Raw genomic sequence first — 25923 nt, 5'->3', positions numbered from 1 at the left:
CCACCTCGGACTCCTCCAACTCGGCTGCGCCCTCATCTGCTACCGCCAACTACCAACCTCATTCTGAAACGAGTTGTAAATGAAATCTCCGAAGGTCAAGAAGAGAGTTACTTCGGGAAGATTTCGTCGCGCTTCTTGAAAATCGCCTGGGCTTACGGCAAGGACGTGCAGAACCACGCCGAGCCCAAGCCCGCCAGGGAGAAGTTGGCGAAGAAGCGCGACAAACCCGCCAGCACCTGGGACGCGGTGATGCACAGCGCGCGCCACCTCGACTCCTTCATCGATGCATTGCCGGGGGATGCCAACCTCGCGGACCACCTGCTCGGCCGCCAGGGAAAGCGGTACCAGGATCCGGTGCGTTCGTACGTGAAGGCACTCGTCGGGGAACTGCTTGAACGAGGTGCAGCGGGGGCCGCACCCGGCAATGGCGGACAGGGGAGCCTGGCTAGCCGGGAACAAGCCTTCCGCGGTCAGCGAGAGGCCGCCATGGCGGAAAGCGTGCGGCGGTCCAACGGCATCAGATACGTCGGTGTTGGTAATAACCATCTCGAGGCCCTCGCAGCACGCCTGAGGCAGGAGCCTGGGGAGTTCCACTTTTACGGCCTGACAGATGAAGGCCTGTACGAGCGGCCCCTGCTGTAGCGAGGGGCGACCACCGCCGGATGGGTCCGCTGGGTATGAGCGCAGGCGCCGAAGGATCACTGCTGACCAGGGCACTAGGATCAGAGCCCTTATGAGCGCCACACTTGTCGTGAAGGAGCTCGCCGCCGGTCACGGTGAGCGGGTCCTGTTCTCCGGTCTTGATCTGGTCGTCGCCCCTGGTGATGTGGTGGGCCTGGTCGGGGTGAACGGCGCGGGCAAGTCGACGTTGTTGCGGATGCTCGGCGGTCTGCTGCCCGCCGAGGCAGGGTCGGTGCGGTTGAGTCCGCCGACCGCGACGGTGGGGCACCTGCCGCAGGAACCGGATCGGATTCCCGGCGAGACCGTGCAGGGATTCTTGGAGCGGCGCACCGGGGTCGCGGCGGCGCAGCGGGAGCTGGACACGGCGACGGAAGCGCTCACCGAGGAACGTCCCGGCGCTGATGACGAGTACGGCACGGCGTTGGAGCGCTGGCTCGCGCTGGGCGGCGCCGACCTGGAGGAACGCTCGGCGAGCGTCGTCGCGGAACTGGGTCTGGAGGTCGCGCTCGACCAGCCGATGACGAGCCTGTCCGGCGGGCAGGCGGCGCGGGCGGGCATGGCGTCGCTGCTGCTGAGCCGCTACGACGTGTTCCTGCTCGACGAACCCACCAACGACCTGGACCTCGACGGCTTGGAGCGGCTGGAGCGGTTCGTCTCGGAGCTGCGCGCCGGAACCGTGCTGGTCAGCCACGACCGCGAGTTCCTGGCCCGGACCGTGACCCGAGTCGTCGAGCTGGATCTGGCCCAGCAGCAGGTGCGGTCGTTCGGCGGCGGCTATGCCGCGTACCTGGAGGAGCGGGAGGTCGCGCGCAGGCACGCCCGCGAGGAGTACGAGGAGTACGCCGACACCCGCTCGTCGCTGGAGGCGCGGGCGCGTTCGCAGCGGTCGTGGATGGAGAAGGGCGTGAAGAACGCCCGCCGCAAGGCCACTGACAACGACAAGGTGGGCCGCAAGTTCCGCAGCGAGGCCACCGAGAAGCAGGCGTCGAAGGCCCGCCAGACGGAGCGGTTGATCGAGCGGCTCGACGTGGTGGAGGAGCCGCGCAAGGAGTGGGAGCTGCGGATGAGCATCGCCGCCGCGCCCCGCTCGGGTTCGGTGGTGGCGACGTTGCACGGTGCGGTCGTGCACCGGGATTCGATGACGCTGGGGCCGGTGGACCTGCAGATCGACTTCGCCGATCGGGTCGCGATCACCGGGGCGAACGGCGCGGGCAAGTCGACGTTGCTGGCGGCCCTGCTGGGCAGGCTGGAGCTGGACGGTGGGCGCGGTTCGCTCGGATCCGGGGTCGTGGTCGGCGAGGTCGACCAGGCGCGCGGGTTGTTCTTCGGTGCGGAGGCGCTGCTGGACGCGTTCGGCGCGCAGGTCCCGGAGTGGCCGACGGCGGAGGTGCGCACGCTGCTGGCGAAGTTCGGCCTGCTCGCCGCGCACGTGCTGCGCCCGGCGGACACCCTCTCGCCCGGTGAGCGCACGCGGGCGGCGTTGGCGTTGTTGCAGGCGCGCGGGGTGAACCTGCTGGTGCTGGACGAGCCGACGAACCACCTGGACCTGCCCGCGATCGAGCAGCTGGAGTCGGCGCTCGCCTCGTACGAGGGAACGTTGCTGCTGGTCACCCACGACCGCCGGATGCTTGACGCAGTGCACGTCACCCGCCGCCTGCACGTCGACGACGGCCGAGTGACCGAATCCTGAACGGGCTTTGACCAGTGCCCTGTCAACGGCGAAGCCGAATCCTTGCGGCCGAAGGCCGTGCCTGGATGCGCGAAGCGCATAGCCCACGTCGAGAAGCCGACCACCGGCGGGTTTTCAGTTGCTTCCTCGCGAGGACAGCTTTTTCCTCGTGGCGGAGCCACTTGGGAAGAAGATCCCGCAGCGAGGAAGCAACTGAGGTTCCGCTGCCCGACCACGGGCCAAGCGATTGCCGATACCCGCTAGAGGTCACATTGACAGTGGTGGGGGGCTTTGTTCGGATGGACGGGTGCTGTTGCCGCTGCTGACCCGACGCCGTCACGTGGATCTCGTGCGCGTCGCGGCGCAGGGCTGTCGCCGCTGACGTTCGGTTCCGCCGAGGCCGGTTCGTGCCGTGACCTCCTGGCTTCGTGACCGCCCCGAGATGGCCGCTGGTCAACCGCGTTCGACGTAGGACTCGATTCCCGGAACTCGGTGGGCGGTTCGAAAACCGCGGCCCCGCAACCGGAATCGCTCGACCCGGCAGCCGGTCGATGATCTTCCCACGAGGCCGTGCGGCGCCGGATCGCTCGTGAAGCCGCGTCGAGCTCCCGAATCCACTGCCCGCTCATTCCCGCCCGACACCTCGGAGACCTCTGATGTCGCTCACGTTCCACTGGTTCCTGCCCACCTACGGCGACAGCCGCTACCTCGTCGGCGGTGGTCACGGCGTCGCGACCTCGACCGCGGCGGGGGCCCGCCCGGCGACGTTGCAGTACCTGGGTCAGATCGCGCGCAGCGCCGAGCAGCTCGGTTTCGAGGGTGCCCTGACGCCGACGGGCGCGTGGTGCGAGGACGCGTGGCTGTCCACGGCGATGCTCGCGGAGTCGACGGAGCGGTTGAAGTTCCTCGTCGCGTTCCGGCCGGGCCTGCTGTCGCCGACGCTGGGCGCGCAGATGGCCGCGACGTTCCAGCGGCACTCCGGCAAGCGGCTGCTGCTCAACGTGGTCACCGGCGGGGAGAGCCACGAGCAGCGCGCCTACGGCGATTTCCTCGACAAGGAGGGCCGCTACGCGCGGTGCGACGAGTTCCTGCACGTGGTGCGCGCGTTGTGGCGCGGTGAGCGGGTCGACTTCAGCGGCGACCACGTGCGTGTGGAGGGCGCGGAGCTGACCCGCACGCCGGACCCGGTGCCGGACATCTACTTCGGCGGTTCTTCACCCGCGGCCGGCAACGTGGCCGCGAAGCACTCCGACGTGTACCTGACGTGGGGCGAGCCGCCCGCGAAGGTCGCGGAGAAGATCGCGTGGATCAAGTCGCTGGCCGCCGGGCAGGGCCGCACGCCGCGGTTCGGCATCCGGCTGCACGTGATCAGCCGGGACACTTCGGAGCAGGCGTGGGCCGAGGCGCGGCGGCTGCTGGACGCCATCGACCCGAAGACGATCGAGCAGGTGCAGAGCGGCCTGAACCGCAGCGAATCCGAGGGCCAGCGCCGGATGCTGGACCTGCACGGCGGTTCCACGGCGGACCTGGAGATCTACCCGAACCTGTGGGCCGGTGTCGGCCTGGTGCGCGGTGGTGCCGGGACGGCGCTGGTCGGCAGCCACGAGGAGGTCGCCGCGCGCATCGAGGAGTACGCCGCGCTGGGCTTGGACGAGTTCGTGCTCTCCGGCCACCCGCACTTGGAGGAGGCGTACTGGTTCGGCGAGGGCGTGCTGCCGATCCTGGAGCGCAAGGGCCTGTGGCGGCACCCCGGCAACCCGGAGCAGCCGACGGGCCAGAGCATCCCGTTCGCCGGTTCCCCGGAGCCCGCCGCCGCGTCCTGATTTCCGCCACCGCAACGGTTTTCGCGGTCCGCACCCGGGGTGTGCCCGGGTGCGGACCGGAGATCCCGCCGCCGCGCGCCGTCGTCCGGGGCAGCATCGGCGCGGCAGCGGCGGGAACCGGCCGCCCGGCCCGTGTCGGGGTACGTGGGCCGGACGATTCCCGGCTCGCTCGGAGGGGGCGGGGAGTTCCGCGAGCCGGGGCTCTTCGCGCTTCAGCGCGGAATCAGGCGATGAACGTCGGCAGTGCGCCCGCGGCGGACGGGCAGAGCGCGCGCCCTAGGTGCCCGGCGTTCGGACGGACCCTGCGCAGGTGCGCCGGGCCGTGTACGAGGTGACCGCAGACGCAGCGCAGCGGCCCTCGATGAGACCGCTGGAGACGATGCCATCGTCCGTCACTGGGTCCGCAGGCCCACGGCGCACCGGTCTCGCGGATGATCCGGAGCAGCGCGAGCGGATGCAGCGGTGCAGCGACTCCCGGACACAGGCCGGGCAGGATGCCGCACAGCGGGTCGCAGGTCTGCGGATCACCAGTCCGCACAACGTCTTCCGCCTCGTGCCGGGCTCGATCATGTGGACCACGCCGTCCGGCGTGGTGGATGAGTGCCAGCCCACCCATGCCCACCTCCTCGCACTCTCAGTAGCGGTGCTTAAACTCTGTGCTGTCATACGTGAACTTGTAGCACGGTAACTTTTACCCGCTACAAGTGACGATCCCCTGGAAGAGTGGACATGAGGTTGGTGGCATGGCGGGCGCTCGACAGCTCCGGCTCAGTCAGATCCTTCGCGAGCTGAGGATCAAGGCGGGCTTTGATCAGCAGGACGCGGCCCGGCGCGTCGGCCGCAACCGGTCCAGCATCGGACACTGGGAGTCGGCTCGGTCGCGGCCGGGCCGCAACGATCTCGACGTGCTGCTCACGTTCTACGGCGTGGACGACGAGACGCGCGAGCGGATTCAGGAGCTCCGCGCGGACAGTCGAAAGGGCGGTTGGTGGACGCTTTATCAACTGCCGACCTGGTTCACGCCTTATGTGGGGTTCGAGGCTGATGCGATCGAAGGCTTCAACTTCGAGACCAATGTGATTCCAGGATTGCTGCAAACGCGGGATTACGCGCGGGCCATTCATGAATCCGGGCGCATGTCGCTCGACGCGGACAGTGTTGAAGAGTGGGTGGAGGCGCGGGCGCAGCGGCAGCATCGGCTCGCGGAAGACCAGCCGCTGCTGTTGAACGTGGTCATCGCGGAGGAGGCGTTCCATCGCGTGATCGGTGGCCCTGGCGTGATGGCAGGCCAGATCACCGCGCTGATCGGGGCGTCTGATCGCCCGAACGTCAAGTTGCAGGTGATCCCGTTGGACGCTGGTGGTCATCCGGCGCTCCAAGGCGGATTCATGCTGCTCCGGTTCGAGAAGCACGCCGATGTGGTGTTCGTCGATACCACGCTGAGCGGGCACATCGTCGACAACCCTGCGGAGACGGCAGAATTCGGCCGGGTTTTCTCTGTATTGCAGAACCTTGCATTGTCCGTTGACGATACGAGAGCTCGTCTCGCTACACTCGCCTCGATCTATTCGAATGGCCAGTAGGAGGCGCGGGTGTCCGAGTGCAACTGGAAAAAGTCGTCGCGTTCGACGCAGGGCGGCCAATGCGTGCAGACCGCGGGGGTGCGCGGTGCTGCGCTGATCAGGGATTCCAAGCTGGGGGAGTGCTCGCCGGTCTTGAGCTTATCCACTGCCGCGTTCGGCCGGTTCGTGGGTGCGATCAAGTCCGGCCGCTTCCAGTGATCGTGTGCGCGTAGTTCGCTCGGCCCTCGGCTGTTGAGCCGAGGGCCGAGCCGCGTGTAGCACGGTAAATCCTAGCTGTACTCTACGTGATCAATAGTGACGGATGGTTACCATTGGTGAGTGGGGAGGCGGCGGCATGGCGACGTTGCCGTGTGTGTGGCACTACGAGGAGGCGCACGACCTCACGTTCCGCTGGGGGCGCAAGGACGGCCACATCGCGGTGCTCAACGGTGATCGCACCTTCGAGCACCACGATCACGGCCTGGTCGCCCGCATTCCGGTCTCCGCCGCCTGGGTCAGCGGCGAGGACGTCAAGCTCCGCGCCCGCCGTTGGATCCGCGCTAACCGCTGACCAGGCTGAACACCGCGTCACCGAGTGGTGTCGAAGTGGAGGTCTTCGCCGTGGATGAGCAGGCTCGCGACCGTGCCGATGACACCGGTGAGCACCAGGTAGCCGCAGGCCAGCCACGGGGTGCCGCCGCCGGCGGCGAGCAGCGCGGTCACGATCAGCGGTGTCAGGCCGGACGCGTAGATGCCGGAGAACTGGTAGATGAACGACATCCCCGTGTAGCGCAGCCGCACCGGCGAGAGCTGCGCGTACAGGGTGCCCTGCGGCGCGTAGATCACCGAGTGGACCACGCCGAGCACCAGCACGACGACCACTCCGGTCAGCAGCGGGCTCCGCGTCTGGAACGCGAGGAACGCCGGGTACACCGACAGCGCGAACAGCGCCGAGCCCAGCGCGTACAGCTTGCGCGGCGAATGCCGATCGCCGAGCCGCCCCACGACGGGGATCAGCACCGCCAGCACGAGCGCCGCCGCCATCACACCGACCAGCACGTCGTTGCGTGGCAGGCCGAGCGTGCCGGTCGCGTAGGTCAGGAAGAACACGGCCCACGTGTTGAAAGCGGCGCCCTCCGACCAGCGCGACAGCAGTCCGAGCAGGGTGTTGCGGCGGTTCACGCGGTCCCGGAACAGTTCCAGGAACGGGATTCGGGCGGTGCCCTGCAGCGCCCGCATCTGCTGGAACGCCGGGGTTTCCGCGACGCGCAGCCGGATCACCAGGCCGACGAGCACCAGCACCAGGCTCAGTCCGAACGCGATCCGCCAGCCGTAGCCGAGGAACTGCTCGTCGTCGAGCACGTTGCCCAGCAGCGCGAACAGCCCGGTGCCCAGGCCGAGCCCGAGCGCGAGCCCGACCTGCGGCCACGAGCCGTACAGCGAGCGCTTGCCGGGTGGCGCGTACTCGACCGCCATCAGCACGGCCCCGGCCCACTCGCCGCCGATCGCCAGGCCCTGGAACAGCCGCAGCAGCACCAGCAGCAGCGGAGCCCACATGCCGACCTGCTCGTAGGTGGGCAGCGCGCCCATCGCGGCCGTCGCCAGCCCCATCACGATCATGGTGGTGACCAGGGTGCGCTTGCGGCCGATCCGGTCGCCGATGTGCCCGAACAGGATCCCGCCCAGCGGGCGGGCGACGAAACCGACGAAGAACGTGGTGAACGCCAGCATCGTGCCGACCGTCGGATCGGCGGTGGGGAAGAACAGCTTGTCGAACACCAGGCTGGCGGCGGTGCTGTAGAGGAAGAAGTCGTACCACTCGACCGTCGTGCCGATCAGGCTCGACGTGATGACGGTGCGGACGTTCTTCTCCGGCGAGCCGTGCTCGGTCGGTTCGGTCGTGGCGGTGCTCATGCGTCGGGCTCCTGGCTGCGGCGGAACCGCGCTGCGCGCGGCGCGAACGGCACCCGTCGGCGCGCGGAGTCGCGAGGGGAACGTGCGTTCGCGATGAGCTCCGCCGGCGCGCGACCGGCCCGCGCCGATCGGTCCGGTGGAGTCGGCGCGGCGGGTGCGGGGAAGGTCAGGAGCGGGGACAGCTCGCCGACGTCACCCGCAGCAGATCCACGTGGTGACGCGTCGTGAGCAGAACCGTTCGCACGCGCCGACGTTAGGAACGCCGCCGGTCGCTGTCAACAACTCCGTGTCGGCCACCACGTGCGGGCCTCCGATCCGATGATATGTCCACAATGGACGTTCACTGTGGCGGATTGCACGTCGTGCGGCGGTAACTTCCCGCGCCGGTTGCGCGACGATGGGTGTGGAACAAGAACGCGGGGAAGGGGTTCGACGTGGCTGCCGACCGACCGGAGAGTCGGGAAACGGACAATCGTGATCAGAGTGGCGGCGCTGCGCCACCGGTCACCCGAATCGCCGCCACCTCGGCCGACCTCGGCCCGCCGTCCAGCTCCGCCCGCCAGGCGTGGCTGATCTGGGGCGTCGCCGTCATCACCTACCTCGCGGCCGTGTTCCACCGGGGCACGCTCGGCGTCGCGGGCCCGCTCGCCATCGAGCGCTTCGAGGTCGGGCCCGCCGCGCTGAGCGCGTTCACCGTGCTGCAGGTCGGCGTCTACGCCGCCATGCAGATCCCCACCGGGCTGCTGGTGGACCGCTTCGGCTCGCGGCGCGTCCTCACCGCGGCCGTGCTGCTGCTGGGCTGCGGGCAGTTGCTGTTCGCGCTCGCCACGTCCTACCCGATGGGGCTGCTGGCGCGCGGCGTGCTCGGCGTCGGAGACGCGCTGACCTGGGTGAGCATCCTGCGGCTGGTCGCGACTCGGTTCTCCGCGCGCCAGTACGCGCTGGTCGCCACCCTCTCCGCAGCGCTGGGCGCGCTCGGCGGGGTGGCCGCGACGTTCCCGCTGACCGCGCTGCTCGGCGCGCTCGGCTGGACCTGGACGTTCCTGCTGGTCGGCGGGATCACCGCGGCCTACGCGGCGGTGACCGCCGGTGTGGTCCGCGACGTTCCCGGCACCACCTCGCGCGGGGAGGACGCGGGCGAGATCCTGCGGAAGGTGCGCTCGGCCTGGGCCATCCCCGGCACGCGGCTGGCGTTCTGGGCGCACTTCGGCACGATGTTCGTGCCCAACGCGCTGAGCCTGCTGTGGGGCTACCCGTACCTCGTCGAAGGCGTCGGCGTGCCCCCGGCGACCGCGAGCGTCGTGCTCAGCCTCCTGATCATCGGGCAGGTCGCGGGCGGGCCGCTGATCGGCGCGCTCATCGGGCGGTTCCCGGCGTGCCGGATGCCGATCGTGCTGGGCTACCTGACCGGCAACGGGCTGGCGTGGCTGGTGCTGCTGAGCTTCGCGCGGCCACCGCTGGCCGTGGTGTGCGCGGCGTTCCTCGTGTTCGCGATGGGCGGTCCCGTCTCCAGCATCGCGTTCGCCCTGGTGCGCGACTACAACCCCATCAGCCAGGTCGGCACCGCCACCGGCATCGCCAACGTCGGCGGGCACAGCGCCACCGCGCTGAGCGTGCTGTCCGTGGGCCTGGTGCTGGAACTGGTGGGCGGCTACCGCGTGGCGCTGCTGGCGCTCGTGGCGTTCCTGCTGCTGAGCGCGTTCCGCACCGCCGTGTGGTGGCGCCGCACCCGCGCGGCCGTGCTCACCGCGCAGGACCGCGGCGACCCTGTCCCGGTGCTGGTGCGCCGGAGGCGCTGGGACCTCGCCGAGTCCGAGCCTGCTCCGGTCGCGTAGGTCCGTTCAGCATGACCCGCGTAGCGGGCCGGGTGACTGAACCTCGGCGGCTCCCTCGCCGCGGATCGATTTCCGCGGTGGCCGCCGAACACCTCGATCGCGGCGGTGGCCGTTCAGCCACCGCCGCGGTTCACCGCGGAGCGCCGGGCGTCGGCGTCGGCCGACTTCCGCCAGGCGCCGGGAGCGACGCCTTCCCGGCGCAGGAAGGTGCGGCTCAGGGCCGTGCTGGTGTTGTAGCCGACCCGGACGGCGATCTCCTGCACGCTCAACGAGGTCTCCCGCAGCAGCGTCTTCGCCCGGTACATGCGCCACGACGTGAGGTAGTCCAGCGGTGTGTCGCCCGTCTTCTCCTTGAACAGGGCGGCGAACGCCGAACGCGACATCCCCGCCTCGCGGGCCAGCACGTCGACCGTCCACGGGTGCGCCAAGTCCGCGTGCAGCTCCCGCATCGCGGTGGCCAGCCGCGGATCCCGGAGCGCGGCGACCCAGCCGATGGTGCCGCCGCCCACGTCCGCGCAGTAGGCGCGCAACGCCTGGACGAACAGCACGTCGGAGAGGCGGCTCGTCACGAAGCCAGCCCCCAGCTCGTCGGCCGCGGACTCCTGCGCGACGAGTTCGAACGTCGCGCGCAGCAGTCGGCCGGGGTCGGTGTCCAGGCTCAGCCGGAACAACGGCGGCAGCAGCGAGAACAGGGCGTCCGCGGCGACGGCGTCGAAGGTGAACCGGCTGGAGACGATTTCGGTCGGCGCCCCGTCGCCGCCCGCTTCGGCCGTGCCGCCGGGGTCGTGCACGGTCATGCCGTCGCAGTCGACGAGCGCGCGGCCCAGCTCGTCCTGCAACGCGAACTCCACACCGGCCCGGACCAGGAAGCAGTCGTTCGCGACCAAGTGCTGCGGTTCGCCCAGCTCGGTGGAGGTGAGCCAGCACGATCCGCTGGAGACCAGCAGCAGCCGCGCGAGGTGGCGGGCCGGGAACGAGATCCCCCACGGCGCGCGGGCGGTGATCCGCACGTACCGCGAGCTCTCGATCTTCATCGTGGCGAGGAGGTCGTTGACCGGGTCCACCGCGCTCCTCTGGACGATCTGCACCGAATCGTGGACCGCAGGATACAACTCGTCCAGCCCGTTCTGCCTACGGTCGAGGGGTGAGAGCTACGAACATGCGGACATTCGAAGTGCGCGGTGACGGCCCGGTCGTTCCCGCTCAGCGACCGGTGCCGGTTCCGGCGGCCGGTGAAGTGCTGGTGCGGGTGCGGGCCCGCTCGCTCAACGCCCGCGACCTGCCCATCGTCGAGGGCCGGTACCCGGTCGCGGTGCCGCCGGGGCGGATACCGCTCTCCGACGGCGCGGGCACCGTGGAGGCCGTCGGGGCCGGGGTTTCCCGGTTCCAGGTGGGGGATCGCGTCCTGAGCACCTTCCACCCGAACCGCGTCTACGGCGCGCTGCACTCGTGGGATGAGCTGTACGGGGTGCAGCGCGACGGCTGGCTCACCGAGCACATCGCCGTCGGCGAGCAGAGCGTCGTCGCGGTGCCGGAGCACCTGTCGTTCGAGGAGGCGGCCACGCTGCCGTGCGCCGCGCTCACCGCGTGGTCGGCGCTGTCCGGAGTCGGCCCCGGCGACACCGTGCTCCTGCAGGGATCGGGCGGGGTGTCCGTGTTCGCGCTGCAGTTCGCCCGCCTGGCCGGTGCGCGGGTGCTCGTCACCACCTCCAGCGCGGAGAAGGGTCGCCGCCTGCGGGAACTCGGGGCGTCGGAAGTCGTCGACCGCGCCAGCACGCCCGAGTGGGGCGACCGGGTGCGGGAACTCACCGGCGGCGTTGATCGCGTCGTGGACATCGGCGGGGCGGGGTCGATCGCCGGGTCGATCGCCGCCCTCGCCCACGGCGGAACGATCTCCCTCGTCGGCAACCTCGGATCGGGCGGCGGCATGGACCTGACGCGGTTCTTGAACCGCGGCGCCACGCTCCGCGCGATCACCGTCGGCAGCCGGAGCGACTTCGAGCGGATGAACCGGGTCGTCCACCAGCACCGCCTGCGACCCGTGATCGACCGGATCTTCCCGTTCGACGAGTCGCCGGAGGCGTTCTCCCACTTCGCGAACGGGGCGAGGCTGGGCAAGGTGGTCATTGCCGGCTGAACCGGCGGCTCCGCGAGCGCGGACCGTGCCTGGCGGGCGGAACCCGCCTGGCACGGCCCGCTCGTTCCCGGCGGCGCTTCGGCATGAGCCCCGTGGTCGCCGCCTCGTCAGCGGCGAAGTCCGTGCGCGGCGGTGATCAGCCCCGTGGCGTGGCGGTCTCGCGCAGGGTCGCCCAGCCGGGCTCGACCTGGGTCCACGAGCCGGTGCCGCTGAGCACCGCGATCTCCGCCGTCTTGAGCTCGTGGGGTGCGCCGGTGAGGACCGCGACCAAGTCCTCCAGGCCGGGGTTGTGGCCCACGAGCAGCGCGGTCTCCGCCTCGTCGGGGAGCTCGTTGAGCACCGCGATCAGCTCACCGGCGGTGGCGCCGTAGAGGCGCTTGTCGTGCCGGGTCTCGGCCTTGCCCGTCACGTCCGCGATCAGCTGCCACGTGCGGCGCGCCCGCTTCGCGGGGGAGCAGAGCGCGAAACCGATGTCCGGCACCCGCTCGGCCAGCCACCTCCCCGCTTCCGGCGCGTCCCGTTCGCCACGTTCGGTGAGCGGGCGCTCGAAGTCGTCGACGTCGTCCGGCCACGCCGACTTCGCGTGCCTGCACACCACCAGAGTGCGTGTCATCGCCACCGTTCCTCATCGTCGTGCCGTCCAGGGTAGTGGTCGAAACTCGGTTCGGCGCGAATCTTTGATCTTGCTCGGTGCAGGACCGGTCGGAACGTCCCGAATGGGCGGACCGAAGTCGTACCGGCTCAGGGGCGGATCGGCGCCGGCCGGGGCAGCGGGCTCGTCGCCGTCGTCGCTCGCGGGCTCAGAGTTCGAGGACCACGCGGTAGCGCGCGGCGCCTCGGCGGACGCGGTCGAGCGCATGTTCGACGTCGGCGACGGGGAACGTCTCGACGGCGGCCGAGATGCCGTGACGGGCGACGAATTCGAGCATCTGCCGGTTCCGCGTCGGCGAGGCGGTCACGCCGCCCACGATCCTCTTCTCCTCCGGGAGCAGGCTCATGGCGGTGGCGGTGATCGTTCCGCTCGGGATTCCGACGACGCACAACGTGCCTCGCGGTCGCAGGATGCCGAGGTAGTCCGTCCCACGGCAGGTCCGCCGAGACGGTCGAGAGCACGAAGTGGAACGAGTTCGCGGCCTCCCGCAGCGCGCCTTCCTCACCGGTGGCGATGAGGTCCGTCGCGCCGAACCGGCGGGCGTCCTGCTCCTTGACCGGGGTCGTCGAGATGGCGGTGACCGCGCACCCCCACTTCGCCAGGAACTGGACGGCCAGGTGTCCCAGGCCGCCGATGCCGACGACCGCCACCCGGTCGATCGGCCGCACCTGGTGCTCCAGGAGCGTTGAACAAGTCACCACGACGGCGCTCGCCTGGTCACCGGCGAGCCTGTTCTACGCCGCCACCGCCGACGATCCCGAATCCGAGCAGGAGCAGCGCCGACGGTTCCTCGCCGAAGCGGTTCGCCGCGCGTTCGGACCGCCCCCGCCGCGGTGATCGGGCCGGACCTCCCGCCAACTCGTGCCGAGCGCGCGGAGAGTCCGGCCCGGCGAGGTCAGCCCGCGAGCCGCACCGGCAGCCGCTGCGGGCCGTTGGAGATGAACGACTCCGAGGACTCCAGCTCCCCATCGGACACCGCCAGCTCCAGCTCCGGGAAGCGGGCGAACAGCGCGGGCAGCGCGATGTGCGCCTCCAGCCTGGCCAGCGCCGCGCCCAGGCAGAAGTGCGGGCCGAAGCCGAACGCCAGGTGATCCCGCGCGCCGCGGCCCGCGTCGAACACGTCCGGCTCGTCGTAGTGGCCCGGGTCGCGGTTCGCCGCCGCGTACGAGGCGAGGATCGCGTCGCCCTCGGCGATGACCGTGCCGTCGGCGAGCTTGATCTCGGTGGTGGCGAACCGCAGCGGCACGTTCGCCAGCGCCGGCTGCCAGCGCAACGTCTCCTCTACGACGTCGTCCCAGCTCAGGTCGCCCGCGCGCAACGCGGCCCGCTGCCGGGGGTGCGTCGTGAGCGCCACGACCGCCTGGCCCAGCAGGTTCACCGTCGTCTCGTGCCCGGCGCCGATCATGAGGATCAGCGTGTCGGCGAGCTCCCGTTCGCTGAGCCGGTTCTCCTCGTCGTCGCGGGCCGCGAGCAGGCCGCTGGTGAGGTCGTCGCCGGGGTTGCGGCGCTTCGACTCGATCAGGTCGGCGAGGAACTGCCCCATCTGCGCCGCCGTCGCCGCCGTCTCCTCCGGGGTGGCCGAGGTGCGGAACACCTCGTCGACGATGTGGCGCAGCGTTCCGCGAAGCTCCGCGGGCACCCCGAACAGGTCGGTGATCACCGCGATCGGCAGCGGATACGTGAACGCCGACCGCAGATCCACCGGTTCGCCACCGCGTTCGGCCGCCAGCTCGTCGAGCAGCTCCGCGGTGATCTGCTCGATGCGCGGGCGCAACGCCTCCACCCGGCGCGGGGTGAACGCCTTCGCCACCAGGCCGCGCAGCCGCGTGTGCTCCGACCCGAACGCGGTGAACATGTTGTCCACGCCCACCCAGGAGATCAGCGGCCAGTCGCCCGGCACCTCACCGTTGATCCACGCGGGCCAGTGCTGCCGGGGATCCTTCGACACCCGCGGATCCGCCAGCAGGCCGCGCAGCTCACCGTGATCCGTGATCACCCACGCCGGGATGTCGCCGGGCAGCGTCACCAGGGCCGCAGCGCCGTGCGCGCGCAGCCGATCGGCCTCCCCGTGCACGTCGGCACCGGCCGGGTCGAGAGCGGCTACCGGGCACTGTGATGGGGGCATTCGGATCCTCCTGCGGCGGGTTCGGCGAGAGTGGTCACTGCTGGGAAGCGCACCGGGAGGGCCGTCAGCGCCCGGTGGAAGGGCCCCGGCCGCCACTGCAGCGGTTGCTGATCATCCAGCTCGACCTCGGGAACGTAGTCCAAAAGCGTTTCCAACGCCACGGTCGCGATCAAGCGCGCGGGCCTGCTCGCCGGGCAGGTGTGCGCGCCGGCGCTGAACGCGAGGTGCGCCCGGTTGCCCGCGGGCACCTGGCCTGCCGGGTGCAACGCCGGGTCGGTGTTGATCGCCGCCATCGAGATCACCACCGGCTCGTCCGCGGCCAGCGCGACCTGCCCGAGGTGCAGCGCGTGCCGCGGGTACGTGATCGCGTAGTTCGTCAGCGGCGTGAACCGCCACAGCACGTCGTCGAGCGCCTCGTCCAGCGCGACGCTGCCGGTGGCCACCGCGTCCGCCACCCGGTGCTCGGTCAGCAGCAGGTACAGCGCGTTCGCGATCCAGTTGCCCAGCGGCTCGGCGCCCGCGCCCATCGTGATGATCAGCTGGTGCACCAGCTCGTCGTCGTCGAGCCCGTGCGGGTGCTCGATCATCCGGGTCGTGACGTCGTCGCCGGGGTTGGCGCGCTTGTAGTGGACGAGGTCGGCGACGCTCGTCTCCAAGTACCGGTTCGCCAGCTGCGGATCGGTGCCGTCCCACAACGCGGCGATCGCGGCGACCATGTCCTGGGCGATCTCCGCGGGGCAGCCGAACATCTGCTGCAGCACCAGCAGCGGCAGCTGCGCCGCGTACTCGCCGAGCAGGTCCGCGTGGCCGCGGCCGGTGAATCCCTGGATCAGGTTGATCGCGCTGGACTGCACGAATCGCCGCAGCTGGGCCGGTTTCACGGCGGAGAGGCTGTTCTCCACCGGCGGGCGCAGCCGCGCGTGCCGCTCCCCGTCGGCGTAGAGCGTGTTCGGCCGCCACGACATCATCGGCAGCACCGGGGTGTCCGGAGGAGCGGTGTCCTGCCACCGGCGCGAGTCCTTCACGAACACGTGCGGGCTGCGCAGCACCTGCAACGCCGTGTCGTAGTCCACGACGAGCATCGCGGGCACGTCCGGCGCCAGCAGCACCGGCACGATCGGGCCCCGCGCGCGCAGCTGCGAGTACACCTCCTCCGGGTGGGCGGTGAACTCGTCGCCGTAGAGCGGGATGCGGGCCTGCTGCTGGGGGTGGCCAGGGGAAAGGGCGGTCATGGTGGCTCCGTGCTCAGGACTGGGTGGAGGAGAGGATCGCGACGCGGGCGAGTGCGCGGCCGAACGGGTGCACCGGCGCGGCGCGCGCGGCGCCCGTCACAACCGCACCGTCGGATCCGCCGCGTGCCTGCCCGTCGACGACGCGGCCACTACGTGCTCGACGAGTTCGATCAAGACCCGCGCGCAGGACGCCTCGTCCCTGGCGTCGCAGACGGCGACGGGCGTGGCCGGGTCCGGATCGAGCGCTTCCCGCAGCTCCGCCACCGAGTGCCGCGGCGCGTCGTCGAACGCGTTCACCGCGATCGCGTACGGCACCCCGAGCTCCTCGACGCGGTCCATCACCTCGAACGAATCCGCCAGCCGCCGCGTGTCGGCCAGCACCAGCGCGCCCAGCGAGTTGTTCGCCAACGTCCGCCACAGGTACGCGAACCGCTGCTGGCCGGGCGTGCCGAACAGGTAGAGCACCAGCTGGTCGTTGAGCGTGCGGCGCCCGAAGTCCAGCGCCACCGTCGTCGTCGACTTCGCGGGCGTGTGGCGCAGGTCGTCGACGCCCTCGCTGGCCGAGGTCAGCGACTCCTCGGTGTGCAGCGGGACGATCTCCGACATGGTGTCGACGAACGTGGTCTTGCCGACCCCGGCCGGGCCGACGATCAAGATCTTCGCCGACCGCCGCACCGTCGGGGCCACGTAGGCCGACTCAGGCGGAGGTGTCCAGGCGGCGGAGTCCATTGAGCACCTCCTGCAGCAGGTCAGGGCTGGGGGCCGCCGACGGGCGCTCCGCCGAGGCCGGAACCAGGTAGCCCTCATCGATCAGGTCGGACACCACGACCAGCGTGACCGTCAGCGGCAGCCCGGCGTGCGCCGCGAGCTCGGCGACCGCCAGCGCACCGCCCTGGGCCACCTGCACGATCCGGCGGCGATCCGGATCGAGCTCCGACATCGTGCCGTGCGCCGCCGCCCGCACCAGCGCCGCGGGCTCCATCTGGTGCTGCGCCCGGGCGCGCCCCCGGGTGAGCACGTACGAACGCACCAGGTCCGACTCCCGCCGATGCGGGCCGGGGCTCACGTCGGCCGCCTGGCGGCGGTGCGCGCAGCCGTGCCCATCTCTTGCCCGAGGCGCTTGGCCGTCACCTGCATTTCCGTCGACGCCACGCCCAGATCGGCGTCGGCGTCGGTCACCAGGACCAGGTACGACTCCTCACCGAACGGTTGCAGCAGCTGGTACCCCTGCGCGTGCTGCACCAGCACCTGCTCGAAACCGCCGGTGGGGTAGCCCAGCGGTTCCATCCCGTGCCGGGCGCAGGCCTGCAGCGGCGAGCTGACCGCTGCCCAGCGCTCGGCATCGGCCTGGTCGAGTCCGTTGTTCTTGACCAGGAGCATCCCGTCACCGGACACCGCGATCGCCGCCCGGATCCCGGAGTGCTCGACGAGGTCGTCGAGCACCCAGCTCCGGTCGGGCTTCGGCGCCGTCGGGGCCGTCTCGGTCATGCGTCTGCATCCCTTCTGGAAGTGGAGCTGTCCGCCGCGTCCGGCTGCTCGGAATCGGACGACGCCCGCGCGGCGGCGGAGAATTCGGCGGCCGAGTTGGCGCCCGTCGCGCGCTGCAGGCCGCGCAGGCTCTGCGAAGCGTCCGCCGTGCGCCGCTGCGCGCCGTCGGCGATGGCCTGCACCGGGGCTGCGCCGTCGGGTGCGGACAGGTCGCCGGAGCGGGTCATGGTGCGGCGCGGGCGCTTGGGCAGGCCGGACGCGGTGGTGGCGGGCTCGGCCGGTTCGGGCTGACGGTGGCGCGGTGCGGGCTCGGCCGGTTCGGTGACGGGGTCGCCGAACGCCACGGGCTCGGCGGGCTCGACGACGGAGGGTTCCGGAGCCGAGGGCGCGGTGGCGCCGGGGGCGGGCTGCGGGTTCAGCGTGGTCAGCAGGCCGTGCGGGACCAGCAGCACCGCGCGCAGCCCGCCCCGGCTGGAGGCCGCGTCCAGCCGCACCGCGAAGCCGTAGCTCGCGGCCAGCACGCTGCACCCGGCCAGTCCGGTGCGCGGCGGGTTGCCCAGCTCGGTCAGCTCGATCTCGGTGGCGCCGCGCGACAGCACGGCGTTCGCCTGGTTCAACGCGTCCGGCGGCATGCCCACGCCGCCGTCGTGGATCTCCAGCGACACCCCGTGGTACTCGGCGGTGATCATCACGTCCACCGGGGCGGTGGGCGGCGACGAGCGGGTCGCGTTGTCCAGCAGCTCGGCCAGCGCCGCGCTCAGCGGCTCCACGACCCGGCCCAGCACCGCCGTCGTCGTGTCCCGAGTGGACAGCCGAACCCGCTCGTAGTCGTGGATGCGCGACTGCGCGGCGCCCACCAGCCGCGCCATCAGCTGCGGGCTGCGCTGCTGGCCGGGCGGGGACCCGCAGAGCACCGTCACCAGCTGCGCCCGCCGCTGGGCCTGCGCCAGCAGGTGGTCGATCGGAAGCAGGTCCTCCAGGACGTCCGGACCGTGGGAGCGCTGCATCTCGTGCAGCCGCCCCGCCGCGTTGTTCGTCAACGCCAGGATGCGGCGCATCGTGCCGCCGAGCGCCTCCTGAGCTCCCTGCACGACCTCGCGCCGGTACGCCTCGTCCGGCTCGACGGTGAGCGGCGCGTCCAGCACCGCAGCGGGCGCTGGTTCCGGGGGGTGCTGCGGCTGCACCGGCTCGGGCTGCACCGGCTCGGGCGGGGCGGGTGGTTCGAGGGCGGCCAGCGACCACTGCTCGATCTCCTTGTGCTGTTGGCGCAACCGAGCGCTCAACAACGCCACCGCGGCCCCGAGCAGCACCACCAGGATCACCAGGCCGCCGAGTATCCACCCTGTCGTTTGTTGCATCGCGTCCTCACCCATCCCGCGCCAGTGCGCGGGTCCTCGGCCGTACCAGCCGGCACGTGGCACTGCCGCACGCAGCGCCACGGCGCACGCGGGCCACCGTAGCGAATGTTGATCACTTTGCGTACAGTTGGCCGATTTTGATTCGCACGAGGGGAAAATTGTGATAGGTGATACTCCGAGCGGCCGATGGGGGTATTGCGCGAAATGCGCGCCTGTCGTCTCCGGGCGGCGTCGGCGCGGAGCCGCGCCCGGCGGGAGCGCGGTCGTCGGCGAGACCGGCACCCCCGGTGTCACGAGCCCCCGGCACCCGTGCGCATCCGACGCGGTGGACGGCATCGACGCAGGTCCGCGAGTTCCGGTGGAGGCGGTCCCGAGACCAGTGGGTTGATCTTCATATGATGCTGTGAATGTCGACACCCGTTGTTCAGCCGCTGTTAGCCGGGCGCTCCGAACCGAATCCGTACGTCCCCGACGTCAGCACCGACTGGTACCGCGGCATCGCCGGGGCCGGTGCGGCGAGCCCGGAGTGGTTCCAGGTGTTCAGCGAGGTGTTCACCGAGGGCGCGATCATCGCCTTCTTGCTGATCTTCGGCTACCTGTTCTGGCGGGCCCGGCGCGATGATCATGAGATCATGGCCCGCGCCGCGCTGCTGGCGCCGGTCACGGTGCTCGCCTACGGGGTCAGCGAGATCGTCAAGTCCTTCATCCAGGAGGACCGCCCCTGCCGCGCGGTGGCGCGGATGAGCACCATCGCCACCTGCCCCGAGCTCGGCGATTGGTCGTTCCCCAGCAACCACTCCACGATCGCCGCGGCGGCTGCCGTCGCCATCCTCTGCGCCCGCCCCGGCTGGGGCTGGTTCGCGGTGACCCTCGGGCTGCTGACCGGGCTGTCGCGGGTGTTCGTCGGCGTGCACTACCCGCACGACGTGCTGGTCGGCCTGTCGCTGGGCGCGCTCGTCGCGGCGCTGCTGCCGTGGCTGGCCGGACTGGCCGTCCCGGTCGTGGAACGGGCCCGGCTGCTGCCCGCCGGTGCGTTCGCGTTCGGGCCCGGCCCGGAGGTCGACCGCGAGGACGAAACCGTGCAACTGCCCGTCGTGGACGACTCGACCGTGCAGTTCCCGGCCGTGCGCCGCTGACCTGTTCCCGGTTCCGCCGGGTGATCGTCCGGCTGCGGCTCGGCGGTGCCGTCAACCGAGCTTGGCGCGGACCGCGGGCAGCAACTCGCTGCGCGCGAACTCGAAGAAGCCGTCCTGGTGGTCGTCGCCGCCGACCTGCACCAGCGCGACGTCGGTGAACCCGCAGTCCCGGAACGAGGCCACCGCGTCCACGATGGGATCCGCGTCCGGGCCGCACGGGATGTTCGCGGCCACGTCCTCGGGCCGCACGAACTGCGTCGCGCCCGCGAAACCCGCCGGGCCCGGCAGGTCGGCGTTGACCCGCCAGCCCCCGGCGAACCAGCGGAACTGCTCGTGCGCCCGCTTGACCGCCGCGTCCCGGTCCGGACCCCAGGACACCGGGAGCTGACCCACCTTGCGATCGCCGCCGCGCGCCGAGTCCCAGGCGCGGCACAGGCGCTCATCCGGATCGGTCGAGATCATCGTCTCGGCGAGCGGCGCGAACCGGCGGACCGACTCCGGGCCGGAGACGGCGACGCCGATCGGCACCGGCCGGGACGGCACGTCCCACAACTTCGCCTGGTCCACCCGGAAGTGCCGCCCCACGTGGTCCACCTGCTCGCCGCCGAACAACGCCCGGATGATCTCGACGGCCTCCTGGAGCATCTCGTGCCGCACGTGCACCGGCGGCCAGCCGCGGCCGACCACGTGCTCGTTGAGGTTCTCCCCGGCGCCCAGGCCCAGCGTGAAGCGGTCCTGCGAGAGCAGCCCGATGGTCGCCGCCTTCTGCGCCACGACAGCCGGGTGGTAGCGCAGGATCGGTGCCGTCACGTACGTCATCAGCTCCACGCGCTCGGTCACCTGGGTGACCGCGCCCAGCACGCTCCACGCGTAGGGGGAGTGCGCCTGGCTCTCCAGCCAGGGCGAGTAGTGGTCGCTCATCACGGCGAAGTCGAACCCGGCGGCCTCGGCGAGCGGCGCGTGCCGGACCAGCGCCCGCGGGCCGGATTGCTCGGTCATCAAGGTGTATCCGATCCGAACCATGCCCTCCAGGCTCGCAGGACGGCACGGTGAACGCGCTCTGGCAGCCGTCGGCGCCCGGCCCGCCGCGAACGGACTTCGCGCGGTGGTGGGCGATCGCCCCTTCCCCCGCTAGGCTCGGATCATGGTCGGATCCCTGCTCGGCAACGAGGTCAACCGGGTCGAGGACCCTGAACTGCTGCGCGGTCGCGGCACCTACGTGGACGATCTCCCGCTGGACGGGGTGCTGCGCATCGGTTTCGTGCGCTCGCCGCTGGCCCACGCCGAGATCACCTCCATCGACGTCGCCGAAGCCGCCGCCGCGCCGGGCGTCGTCGCCGCGTTCACCGCCGCGGACCTGGACATGCCGGTCCTGGCGCCGTTCATCGAACTCGGCGACTTCCCCCGGTACCCGCTGGCGAGCGACCGGGTGCGGTTCGTCGGCGAAGCGGTCGCCATCGTCGTCGCCGACAGCGGTGCGGCCTTGGCGGACGGGCTGGAACTGGTCGACGTCGAATACGAACCGCTGCCGGTCACGGTCGACCCCGAACACGCGATGGACCCGGAGTCCCCGGCGCAGTTCCCGGCGCACGGCTCGAACATCGCCGACGGCGCCCGCGACGCCGCGGGCGCCGACGTGCTCGCCGGCGCGGACGTCGTGGTCCGGGCCCGGATCGAGAACCAGCGCCTCGCCGTCGTCCCGATGGAGGGCAACGCGTTCGCCGTGCTGCCCGGCGGTCCCGACGAGGACTACGAAGTCACGGCCTACGCCTCCACCCAGATGCCGCACGCGCTGCGCAGCGGGCTCGCCGCGTCCTTCGGCTGGGACGCCGAACGCGTGCGGGTGATCGCCCCGCACGTCGGCGGTGCGTTCGGCGGGAAGGCAGGTGCCGCCGTGGAATACCTCGCGGCGGTCGCGGTGGCCCGCGAACTCGGCAAGCCCGTGAAATGGGTCGAGGGCCGCTCCGAGAACATGCAGACCATGCCGCACGGCCGTGCCCAGGTGCAGTACGGCGAACTCGGGCTCACCCGCGACGGGGACATCGTGGGCCTGCGCGCGCGGGTCATCGGCGACGCCGGTGCTTACGCCGGGTTCGGCGGCGCGCTCGCGCTCGGCCCGACGCGGCTGATGTCGCAAGGCGTGTACCGGATCCCGGCGTTGAGCTACGACGGCGTCGCGGTGCTCACCAACACCACTCCCGTCGGCGCGTTCCGCGGCGCCGGTCGGCCCGAGGCCGCGGCCATGCTGGAACGCCTCATCGACATGGCCGCCGCCGAACTCGGCATCGATCCGGCGGAGCTGCGCAGGCGCAACTTCCTGCGGCCGGAGCAGTTCCCGTACACGACGCTCACCGGTGCGAGCTACGACAGCGGCGACTACGACCTCGCGCTGACCGAGGCGCTGCGCCTGGCCGGTTACGAGGAGCTGCGCGCCGAACAGGCCCGCAGGCGAGCGGCGGGCGATCCGCTCGCGCTGGGCATCGGGATGAGCACCTACGTGGAGATCACCGGCGGTGGCGCGGGCGAGTTCGCCGCCGTCGAGGTGCACGAGGACGGCGCCACCATCAAGGTCGGCACCTCGGCGCACGGGCAGGGCCACGCCACGTCGTTCTCGATGATCGTCGCCGACATGCTGGGACTCCCGATGGAGTCCGTCGAGTTCGTCCAGTCCGACACGGCCACCGTCCCGCGCGGCGGCGGCACCGGCGGATCCCGGTCGCTGCAGGTCGGCGGCAGCGCCGTGCGCGCGGCGGCGGAGGTCGTGCTGCGCCATGCCAGGGAACTCGCCGCCACGAAGCTGGAAGCCGCACCCGAGGACATCGAGGTCACCGACGGCGGACTCGGCGTCGCCGGTGTGCCCAGCACCGTGCTGAGCTGGCCGGACCTGGTGCGGGCCGCCGCCGCCGAGGGCCGTCCGCTGGCCGCCGACACCGACTTCGCACCTGGCGGCGCCTCGTTCCCGTTCGGAGCCCACGTGTCCGTGGTGGAGATCGACACCGAAACCGGTTACGTCACCCCGCTGCGGCACATCGCCGTCGACGACTGCGGCCGGATCGTCAACCCGACGATCGTGCGCGGCCAGCAGCACGGCGGCGCGGTCCAGGGCATCGCCCAGGCGCTGTGGGAGCACATGTCCTACGACGAGGACGGCAACCCGTCCACCGCGACGCTCGCCGACTACGCGATGCCGTCGGCGGCCGACGTGCCCGCGCTGGAGACGGCGAACACGGTGACCGAGAGCCCGCACAACCCGTTGGGCGCCAAGGGGATCGGCGAGTCGGCGACCGTCGGATCGACCCCCGCGGTGCAGAACGCGGTGGTCGACGCCCTCAGCCACCTCGGCGTCCGCCACGTCGACATGCCCGCGACCCCGCAGCGCGTCTGGGAGACCGTCCGCGACGCCCGAGCCGGCACGCTCGCCGACCCGTGGCAGGAACCCCCGGCCGCTTTCGACGACCTCCCCGTCCGAGCGGGAGGAAAACCGGACGACGCCGACGAAGCGGTGGTGTGACCCGGCGGACTTCGACGAGGTACCGGCCGCGGCCGACGGTCTCCGACCCGCGAACGCGATCGGATCCCCCGTCGCCTGCGGGGGTTCGGTCACAGCTCGGTCAGCCGGCCTCCGCTGATGGGGCGACTGCGCCAGGACGTGCGCGTGACCGCCGCCCGGACGCCGTGTTCGGGGCTCGGCCGGGCGGTGCCCGTGACGACTCGAACCGGCTCGTCACGCGGTAGCGGTGGTAGGGCGCGGCCGGTTGCCCGGGTGCGATGCCCCGGTTCGCCGGTGCGGTTCCCGCCACGAACACCGTGCGCGATTCCGTCCGGGAAGGAAACCGACTCTCCACAGCGCACGAACATGAACCTCGGCCGACGGCAGGTGGAGGAGGTCTTCCGCGGTCAGCGGTGCATCCGATGCGCGGCGACCACCGGAGCAGCCGTGCAGATCGGCCGGACGATCCCTAAGCCGGGGACTCCGGGCGGGGGTAGAGGCCGTCGAGGGAGACGGCGATCAGCTTGCGGATGGCGGCTTCGTCGTCGGCGGGCACGAGCTTCGACGACAGAGCGCCTTCGATCATCTCCAGGACCAGCACCAGGTCGGCCGGCTCGATGTCGCCGCGCAGCTCCTCCTCAGCTTGCGCGCGGCGGAACGCCGGCGCGAGCACGGCGATCAGCGAGTCGGCGAACCGCCGCTGCTCGTGCTCCGGCAGTTCCCGGATGAGGTTGACCAGCGGTCGCCTGGCCACCTGCTCGCGGAGCACCACGTGCAGCAGGTCCCGGAAGGTGCGGCGGTCGCGCTCGGCGGTGCCGACGATGCACTTCAACGTCTCCAGCCGGTGCGCGGCGACGGTGGTGGCCAAGGCGTAGCGGTCGGAGAAGTGCCGGTAGACGGTCGCCCGCCCGAGTCCGGCGCGGCGGGCGATCTCCTCGATCGGGACGACCTCGGAGCCCTGGGCGAACGCCTCGTCGGCCGCCCGCAGGATGATCTCGCGGTTGCGGCGGGCATCGGTGCGCTGCGGGGTCAGCAACGGACACCTCGCTGTTCGCGCACGTCGGAAGATGTTACCCGCGCGTAGTGAGATCGTCGACCGGTTCTCTCTCTCGGTTTCCCTCCCTACACTTCCGATCCGCCACCCCCGTTGATCAGCGAGGACCGCTCGTGCTCCGGGCCGTGGCCGTCACCCGGCGGTCCGCGAACTCCGCGACACGCCCTCACCGCGCAGGAGATCCGATGCCCGAACTGAGCCGCCGTTCCGCACTCAAGGGAGCAGCCGTCGCCACGGGGCTGACCGCGATCAGCGCCCCGCAGGCCCTCGCGGCCGTGAACCGGGTCCCGGTGACCCGCGAGGAGCACCGCGTCGTCGTCATCGGCTCCGGCTTCGGCGGGGGAGTGACGGCGCTGCGGTTCGCCCAGGCAGGGCTGCCCGTCCTGGTGCTGGAACGCGGGCGCCGCTGGCCCACCGGCCCGAACGCCGACACGTTCCCGAGCCCCTTGTCCCCGGACTCGCGGCTGTCCTGGATGGGTTCCACGCCCTCGCTGTTCGGGCTGCCGCTGATGCCGTTCGCCCCCTACACCGGGCTGCTGGAACAGGTCCCCGGCAACGGGATGGACATCATGTGCGCCGCGGGCGTCGGCGGCGGTTCGCTGGTCTACCAGGGGATGACGTTGCAGCCCTCCGCCGACGTGTTCAACGCCAACATGCCCGAGCAGCTCGACTACGCGCGCATGGACCGCGAGCACTACCCGCGCGTCGCCGAGATGCTGAAGCTGCGGACCGCGCCGGACGAGCTGATCAACAGCAAGACGTACAAGCCCTCGCGGGTGTTCGCGCGCAACACCGAGGCGGCGGGCTACGACCTCTCGAAGATCCCGATGCCGATCGACTGGGACTTCGCGCTGCGCGAGCTGGCGGGCGAGATGAAGGCGTCCTACACCAACGGCGACTGCAGCATGGGCGTGAACAACGGCGGCAAGCACTCGGTCGACGTCACCTACATCGCCCAAGCGGAGGCGACCGGCCGCGTCACGGTCGCCACCCAGCACAACGTCACCGACGTGGCGATGGCCAAGGACGGGCGCTGGGAAGTCCACGTCGACCGCATCGACAGCGGCGGCACCGTGCTGGAGAAGAAAATCATCACGGCCGGGGCGCTGGTCATGGCGGCCGGTACGGCGAACACCACGAAGCTGCTGATGCGCGCGGCGGCCAAGGACCAGATCCCCGACATGCCCGACGGGCTGGGCTCGAACTGGGGCTCCAACGGGGACCGCATCTACACCTGGACGAACTTCGCCGACGACTTCGGCGCGCCGCAGGGCGGCCCCGTCGTCTACGGCAGCCTGGAGTGGGACGACCCGGCGACGGCGAACACGGTCATCCAAGCCTCGCTGCCACCGCTGCCGGACCTGCGCACCACGATGCTCGTCGGCTACGGGGTGAGCCAGGGGCGCGGCAGGTTCGTCTACGACTCGGCGAAGGACGACGCGGTGCTGGACTGGCCGCGCGACGCGGACGCCGAGCTCAGCCGGATCATCGACGACCGGGTCGCCCGGATCGCGGGGGACGGCGCCATCCGGCTGGACACGACCTCGCTGGTGCCCAACACCTGGCACCCCCTGGGTGGCGCGTCGATGGGCACCGTCTGCGACCTCGCCGGTCGGGTCCAGGGCCACCGCGGGCTCTACGTGCTGGACGGGGCGCTGATGCCGGGCAACAGCGCGGCCTGCAACCCGTCGATGACGATCGCGGCCGTCGCCGAGCGGGCGACGGACGAACTGATCGCTCAGGACGCGGGCACGGTGTTCTGATCGT

Annotated in this window: 26 protein-coding genes; 13 read left to right on the top strand and 13 right to left on the bottom strand. The window is 71.2% G+C overall.

From position 1 onward, the window contains the following. From OOZ19_RS10910 to OOZ19_RS10885, 7 genes are all read left to right on the top strand, one after another. On the top strand, window positions 1-642 hold a 642-nt coding region (locus tag OOZ19_RS10910), incomplete at its 5' end, for a hypothetical protein (RefSeq protein WP_266089951.1). Between the two features lie 91 nt (window positions 643-733). Then, complete coding sequence (locus tag OOZ19_RS10905) at window positions 734-2371, top strand: ABC-F family ATP-binding cassette domain-containing protein (RefSeq protein WP_266089950.1); 1638 nt, start codon at window positions 734-736, stop codon at window positions 2369-2371. Between the two features lie 286 nt (window positions 2372-2657). Beyond that, on the top strand, window positions 2658-2732 hold the full coding sequence (locus OOZ19_RS30150) for a putative leader peptide (RefSeq protein WP_397545473.1): 75 nt from the start codon (window positions 2658-2660) through the stop codon (window positions 2730-2732). Window positions 2733-3006: 274 nt separating this feature from the next. Further along, window positions 3007-4173 carry an LLM class flavin-dependent oxidoreductase gene (locus tag OOZ19_RS10900; protein WP_266089949.1) on the top strand — a complete coding sequence of 389 codons (1167 nt, stop codon included), beginning with the start codon at window positions 3007-3009 and terminating at the stop codon, window positions 4171-4173. A gap of 704 nt (window positions 4174-4877) precedes the next feature. Next, window positions 4878-5756, top strand: a complete 879-nt coding sequence (locus tag OOZ19_RS10895; RefSeq protein WP_266089948.1) for a helix-turn-helix domain-containing protein — start codon at window positions 4878-4880, stop codon at window positions 5754-5756. A gap of 9 nt (window positions 5757-5765) precedes the next feature. Next, window positions 5766-5954: a DUF397 domain-containing protein gene (locus OOZ19_RS10890; protein ID WP_266089946.1), complete on the top strand. Its 189-nt coding sequence runs from the start codon at window positions 5766-5768 to the stop codon at window positions 5952-5954. 136 nt (window positions 5955-6090) lie between these two features. Continuing rightward, window positions 6091-6306: a hypothetical protein gene (locus OOZ19_RS10885; protein WP_266089945.1), complete on the top strand. Its 216-nt coding sequence runs from the start codon at window positions 6091-6093 to the stop codon at window positions 6304-6306. A 17-nt stretch (window positions 6307-6323) separates the two neighbouring features. On the opposite strand, the gene OOZ19_RS10880 is transcribed toward OOZ19_RS10885, so the two are convergent. Both OOZ19_RS10880 and OOZ19_RS30145 read right to left on the bottom strand, forming a co-directional pair. Next, on the bottom strand, window positions 6324-7649 hold the full coding sequence (locus OOZ19_RS10880; protein WP_266089944.1) for an MFS transporter: 1326 nt from the start codon (window positions 7647-7649) through the stop codon (window positions 6324-6326). 166 nt (window positions 7650-7815) lie between these two features. Continuing rightward, window positions 7816-7893: a putative leader peptide gene (locus OOZ19_RS30145; RefSeq protein WP_416309417.1), complete on the bottom strand. Its 78-nt coding sequence runs from the start codon at window positions 7891-7893 to the stop codon at window positions 7816-7818. 268 nt (window positions 7894-8161) lie between these two features. Between OOZ19_RS30145 and OOZ19_RS10875 the strand changes: the two genes are divergently transcribed. Further along, on the top strand, window positions 8162-9484 hold the full coding sequence (locus tag OOZ19_RS10875) for an MFS transporter (protein ID WP_266089957.1): 1323 nt from the start codon (window positions 8162-8164) through the stop codon (window positions 9482-9484). Window positions 9485-9597: 113 nt separating this feature from the next. Here OOZ19_RS10875 and OOZ19_RS10870 read toward each other — a convergent pair whose 3' ends face one another. Beyond that, window positions 9598-10548: an AraC family transcriptional regulator gene (locus OOZ19_RS10870; RefSeq protein WP_266089943.1), complete on the bottom strand. Its 951-nt coding sequence runs from the start codon at window positions 10546-10548 to the stop codon at window positions 9598-9600. Window positions 10549-10643: 95 nt separating this feature from the next. Between OOZ19_RS10870 and OOZ19_RS10865 the strand changes: the two genes are divergently transcribed. Continuing rightward, a complete protein-coding gene (locus OOZ19_RS10865) occupies window positions 10644-11621 on the top strand; it encodes a zinc-dependent alcohol dehydrogenase family protein (RefSeq protein ID WP_266089942.1) in 978 nt (325 codons plus the stop codon). A 136-nt stretch (window positions 11622-11757) separates the two neighbouring features. Here OOZ19_RS10865 and OOZ19_RS10860 read toward each other — a convergent pair whose 3' ends face one another. Together OOZ19_RS10860 and OOZ19_RS10855 are read right to left on the bottom strand one after the other, a co-directional pair. Further along, a complete protein-coding gene (locus OOZ19_RS10860) occupies window positions 11758-12234 on the bottom strand; it encodes a SixA phosphatase family protein (RefSeq protein WP_266089940.1) in 477 nt (158 codons plus the stop codon). A gap of 187 nt (window positions 12235-12421) precedes the next feature. Beyond that, entirely contained in the window at window positions 12422-12589 is a 168-nt protein-coding gene (locus tag OOZ19_RS10855) for a hypothetical protein (RefSeq protein WP_266089939.1), read from the bottom strand. 317 nt (window positions 12590-12906) lie between these two features. Between OOZ19_RS10855 and OOZ19_RS10850 the strand changes: the two genes are divergently transcribed. Then, window positions 12907-13110, top strand: coding sequence for a hypothetical protein (locus OOZ19_RS10850; RefSeq protein WP_266089938.1), 204 nt, complete (start codon window positions 12907-12909; stop codon window positions 13108-13110). A 58-nt stretch (window positions 13111-13168) separates the two neighbouring features. Here the strand turns inward: OOZ19_RS10850 and OOZ19_RS10845 are convergent, their stop codons facing one another. The 6 genes from OOZ19_RS10845 to OOZ19_RS10820 form a co-directional block, all read right to left on the bottom strand. Beyond that, window positions 13169-14398 (bottom strand): cytochrome P450 family protein, encoded by a 1230-nt coding sequence (locus tag OOZ19_RS10845; RefSeq protein ID WP_266089937.1) that lies wholly within the window; start codon window positions 14396-14398, stop codon window positions 13169-13171. After that, window positions 14374-15630 (bottom strand): cytochrome P450 family protein, encoded by a 1257-nt coding sequence (locus OOZ19_RS10840; RefSeq protein WP_266089936.1) that lies wholly within the window; start codon window positions 15628-15630, stop codon window positions 14374-14376. The genes OOZ19_RS10845 and OOZ19_RS10840 overlap by 25 nt, the downstream gene beginning before the upstream one ends. 96 nt (window positions 15631-15726) lie before the next feature. After that, complete coding sequence (locus OOZ19_RS10835; RefSeq protein ID WP_266089935.1) at window positions 15727-16359, bottom strand: GTP-binding protein; 633 nt, start codon at window positions 16357-16359, stop codon at window positions 15727-15729. Beyond that, window positions 16328-16696: a DUF742 domain-containing protein gene (locus tag OOZ19_RS10830; protein ID WP_266089934.1), complete on the bottom strand. Its 369-nt coding sequence runs from the start codon at window positions 16694-16696 to the stop codon at window positions 16328-16330. The genes OOZ19_RS10835 and OOZ19_RS10830 overlap by 32 nt, the downstream gene beginning before the upstream one ends. After that, window positions 16693-17118, bottom strand: a complete 426-nt coding sequence (locus OOZ19_RS10825) for a roadblock/LC7 domain-containing protein (protein ID WP_266089933.1) — start codon at window positions 17116-17118, stop codon at window positions 16693-16695. The genes OOZ19_RS10830 and OOZ19_RS10825 overlap by 4 nt, the downstream gene beginning before the upstream one ends. Further along, window positions 17115-18476: an ATP-binding protein gene (locus OOZ19_RS10820; RefSeq protein WP_266089932.1), complete on the bottom strand. Its 1362-nt coding sequence runs from the start codon at window positions 18474-18476 to the stop codon at window positions 17115-17117. The genes OOZ19_RS10825 and OOZ19_RS10820 overlap by 4 nt, the downstream gene beginning before the upstream one ends. A 407-nt stretch (window positions 18477-18883) precedes the next feature. Between OOZ19_RS10820 and OOZ19_RS10815 the strand changes: the two genes are divergently transcribed. Then, on the top strand, window positions 18884-19612 hold the full coding sequence (locus OOZ19_RS10815) for a phosphatase PAP2 family protein (RefSeq protein WP_266089931.1): 729 nt from the start codon (window positions 18884-18886) through the stop codon (window positions 19610-19612). Between the two features lie 51 nt (window positions 19613-19663). Here the strand turns inward: OOZ19_RS10815 and OOZ19_RS10810 are convergent, their stop codons facing one another. Next, a complete protein-coding gene (locus OOZ19_RS10810) occupies window positions 19664-20635 on the bottom strand; it encodes a TIGR03557 family F420-dependent LLM class oxidoreductase (protein ID WP_266089930.1) in 972 nt (323 codons plus the stop codon). Window positions 20636-20756: 121 nt separating this feature from the next. Between OOZ19_RS10810 and OOZ19_RS10805 the strand changes: the two genes are divergently transcribed. Further along, complete coding sequence (locus OOZ19_RS10805; protein ID WP_266089929.1) at window positions 20757-23123, top strand: xanthine dehydrogenase family protein molybdopterin-binding subunit; 2367 nt, start codon at window positions 20757-20759, stop codon at window positions 23121-23123. A gap of 448 nt (window positions 23124-23571) precedes the next feature. Here the strand turns inward: OOZ19_RS10805 and OOZ19_RS10800 are convergent, their stop codons facing one another. After that, window positions 23572-24138, bottom strand: coding sequence for a TetR/AcrR family transcriptional regulator (locus tag OOZ19_RS10800; RefSeq protein ID WP_266089928.1), 567 nt, complete (start codon window positions 24136-24138; stop codon window positions 23572-23574). A 203-nt stretch (window positions 24139-24341) separates the two neighbouring features. Here OOZ19_RS10800 and OOZ19_RS10795 point away from each other — a divergent pair, with 203 nt between their 5' ends. Next, window positions 24342-25919, top strand: a complete 1578-nt coding sequence (locus OOZ19_RS10795) for a GMC oxidoreductase (RefSeq protein WP_266089927.1) — start codon at window positions 24342-24344, stop codon at window positions 25917-25919. Window positions 25920-25923 lie beyond the last annotated feature (4 nt).

The sequence above is a fragment of the Saccharopolyspora sp. NFXS83 genome (genome assembly GCF_026241095.1).
Lineage (GTDB): Bacteria > Actinomycetota > Actinomycetes > Mycobacteriales > Pseudonocardiaceae > Saccharopolyspora_C.
This window is presented reverse-complemented; position numbering and strand designations above follow the sequence as displayed.

Excerpts from the sequence above, each read along its gene's own strand:
- OOZ19_RS10885 (WP_266089945.1), top strand. The coding sequence starts at position 6,091 with ATGGCGACGTTGCCGTGTGTGTGGCACTACGAGGAGGCGCACGACCTC.
- OOZ19_RS10825 (WP_266089933.1), bottom strand. The coding sequence starts at position 17,118 with ATGACCGAGACGGCCCCGACGGCGCCGAAGCCCGACCGGAGCTGGGTG.
- OOZ19_RS10805 (WP_266089929.1), top strand. The coding sequence starts at position 20,757 with ATGGTCGGATCCCTGCTCGGCAACGAGGTCAACCGGGTCGAGGACCCT.
- OOZ19_RS10905 (WP_266089950.1), top strand. The coding sequence starts at position 734 with ATGAGCGCCACACTTGTCGTGAAGGAGCTCGCCGCCGGTCACGGTGAG.
- OOZ19_RS10900 (WP_266089949.1), top strand. The coding sequence starts at position 3,007 with ATGTCGCTCACGTTCCACTGGTTCCTGCCCACCTACGGCGACAGCCGC.
- OOZ19_RS10820 (WP_266089932.1), bottom strand. The coding sequence starts at position 18,476 with ATGCAACAAACGACAGGGTGGATACTCGGCGGCCTGGTGATCCTGGTG.
- OOZ19_RS10795 (WP_266089927.1), top strand. The coding sequence starts at position 24,342 with ATGCCCGAACTGAGCCGCCGTTCCGCACTCAAGGGAGCAGCCGTCGCC.
- OOZ19_RS10845 (WP_266089937.1), bottom strand. The coding sequence starts at position 14,398 with ATGCCCCCATCACAGTGCCCGGTAGCCGCTCTCGACCCGGCCGGTGCC.
- OOZ19_RS10880 (WP_266089944.1), bottom strand. The coding sequence starts at position 7,649 with ATGAGCACCGCCACGACCGAACCGACCGAGCACGGCTCGCCGGAGAAG.
- OOZ19_RS10865 (WP_266089942.1), top strand. The coding sequence starts at position 10,644 with ATGCGGACATTCGAAGTGCGCGGTGACGGCCCGGTCGTTCCCGCTCAG.
- OOZ19_RS10835 (WP_266089935.1), bottom strand. The coding sequence starts at position 16,359 with ATGGACTCCGCCGCCTGGACACCTCCGCCTGAGTCGGCCTACGTGGCC.
- OOZ19_RS10860 (WP_266089940.1), bottom strand. The coding sequence starts at position 12,234 with ATGACACGCACTCTGGTGGTGTGCAGGCACGCGAAGTCGGCGTGGCCG.
- OOZ19_RS10850 (WP_266089938.1), top strand. The coding sequence starts at position 12,907 with ATGCCGACGACCGCCACCCGGTCGATCGGCCGCACCTGGTGCTCCAGG.
- OOZ19_RS10815 (WP_266089931.1), top strand. The coding sequence starts at position 18,884 with ATGTCGACACCCGTTGTTCAGCCGCTGTTAGCCGGGCGCTCCGAACCG.
- OOZ19_RS10810 (WP_266089930.1), bottom strand. The coding sequence starts at position 20,635 with ATGGTTCGGATCGGATACACCTTGATGACCGAGCAATCCGGCCCGCGG.
- OOZ19_RS10840 (WP_266089936.1), bottom strand. The coding sequence starts at position 15,630 with ATGACCGCCCTTTCCCCTGGCCACCCCCAGCAGCAGGCCCGCATCCCG.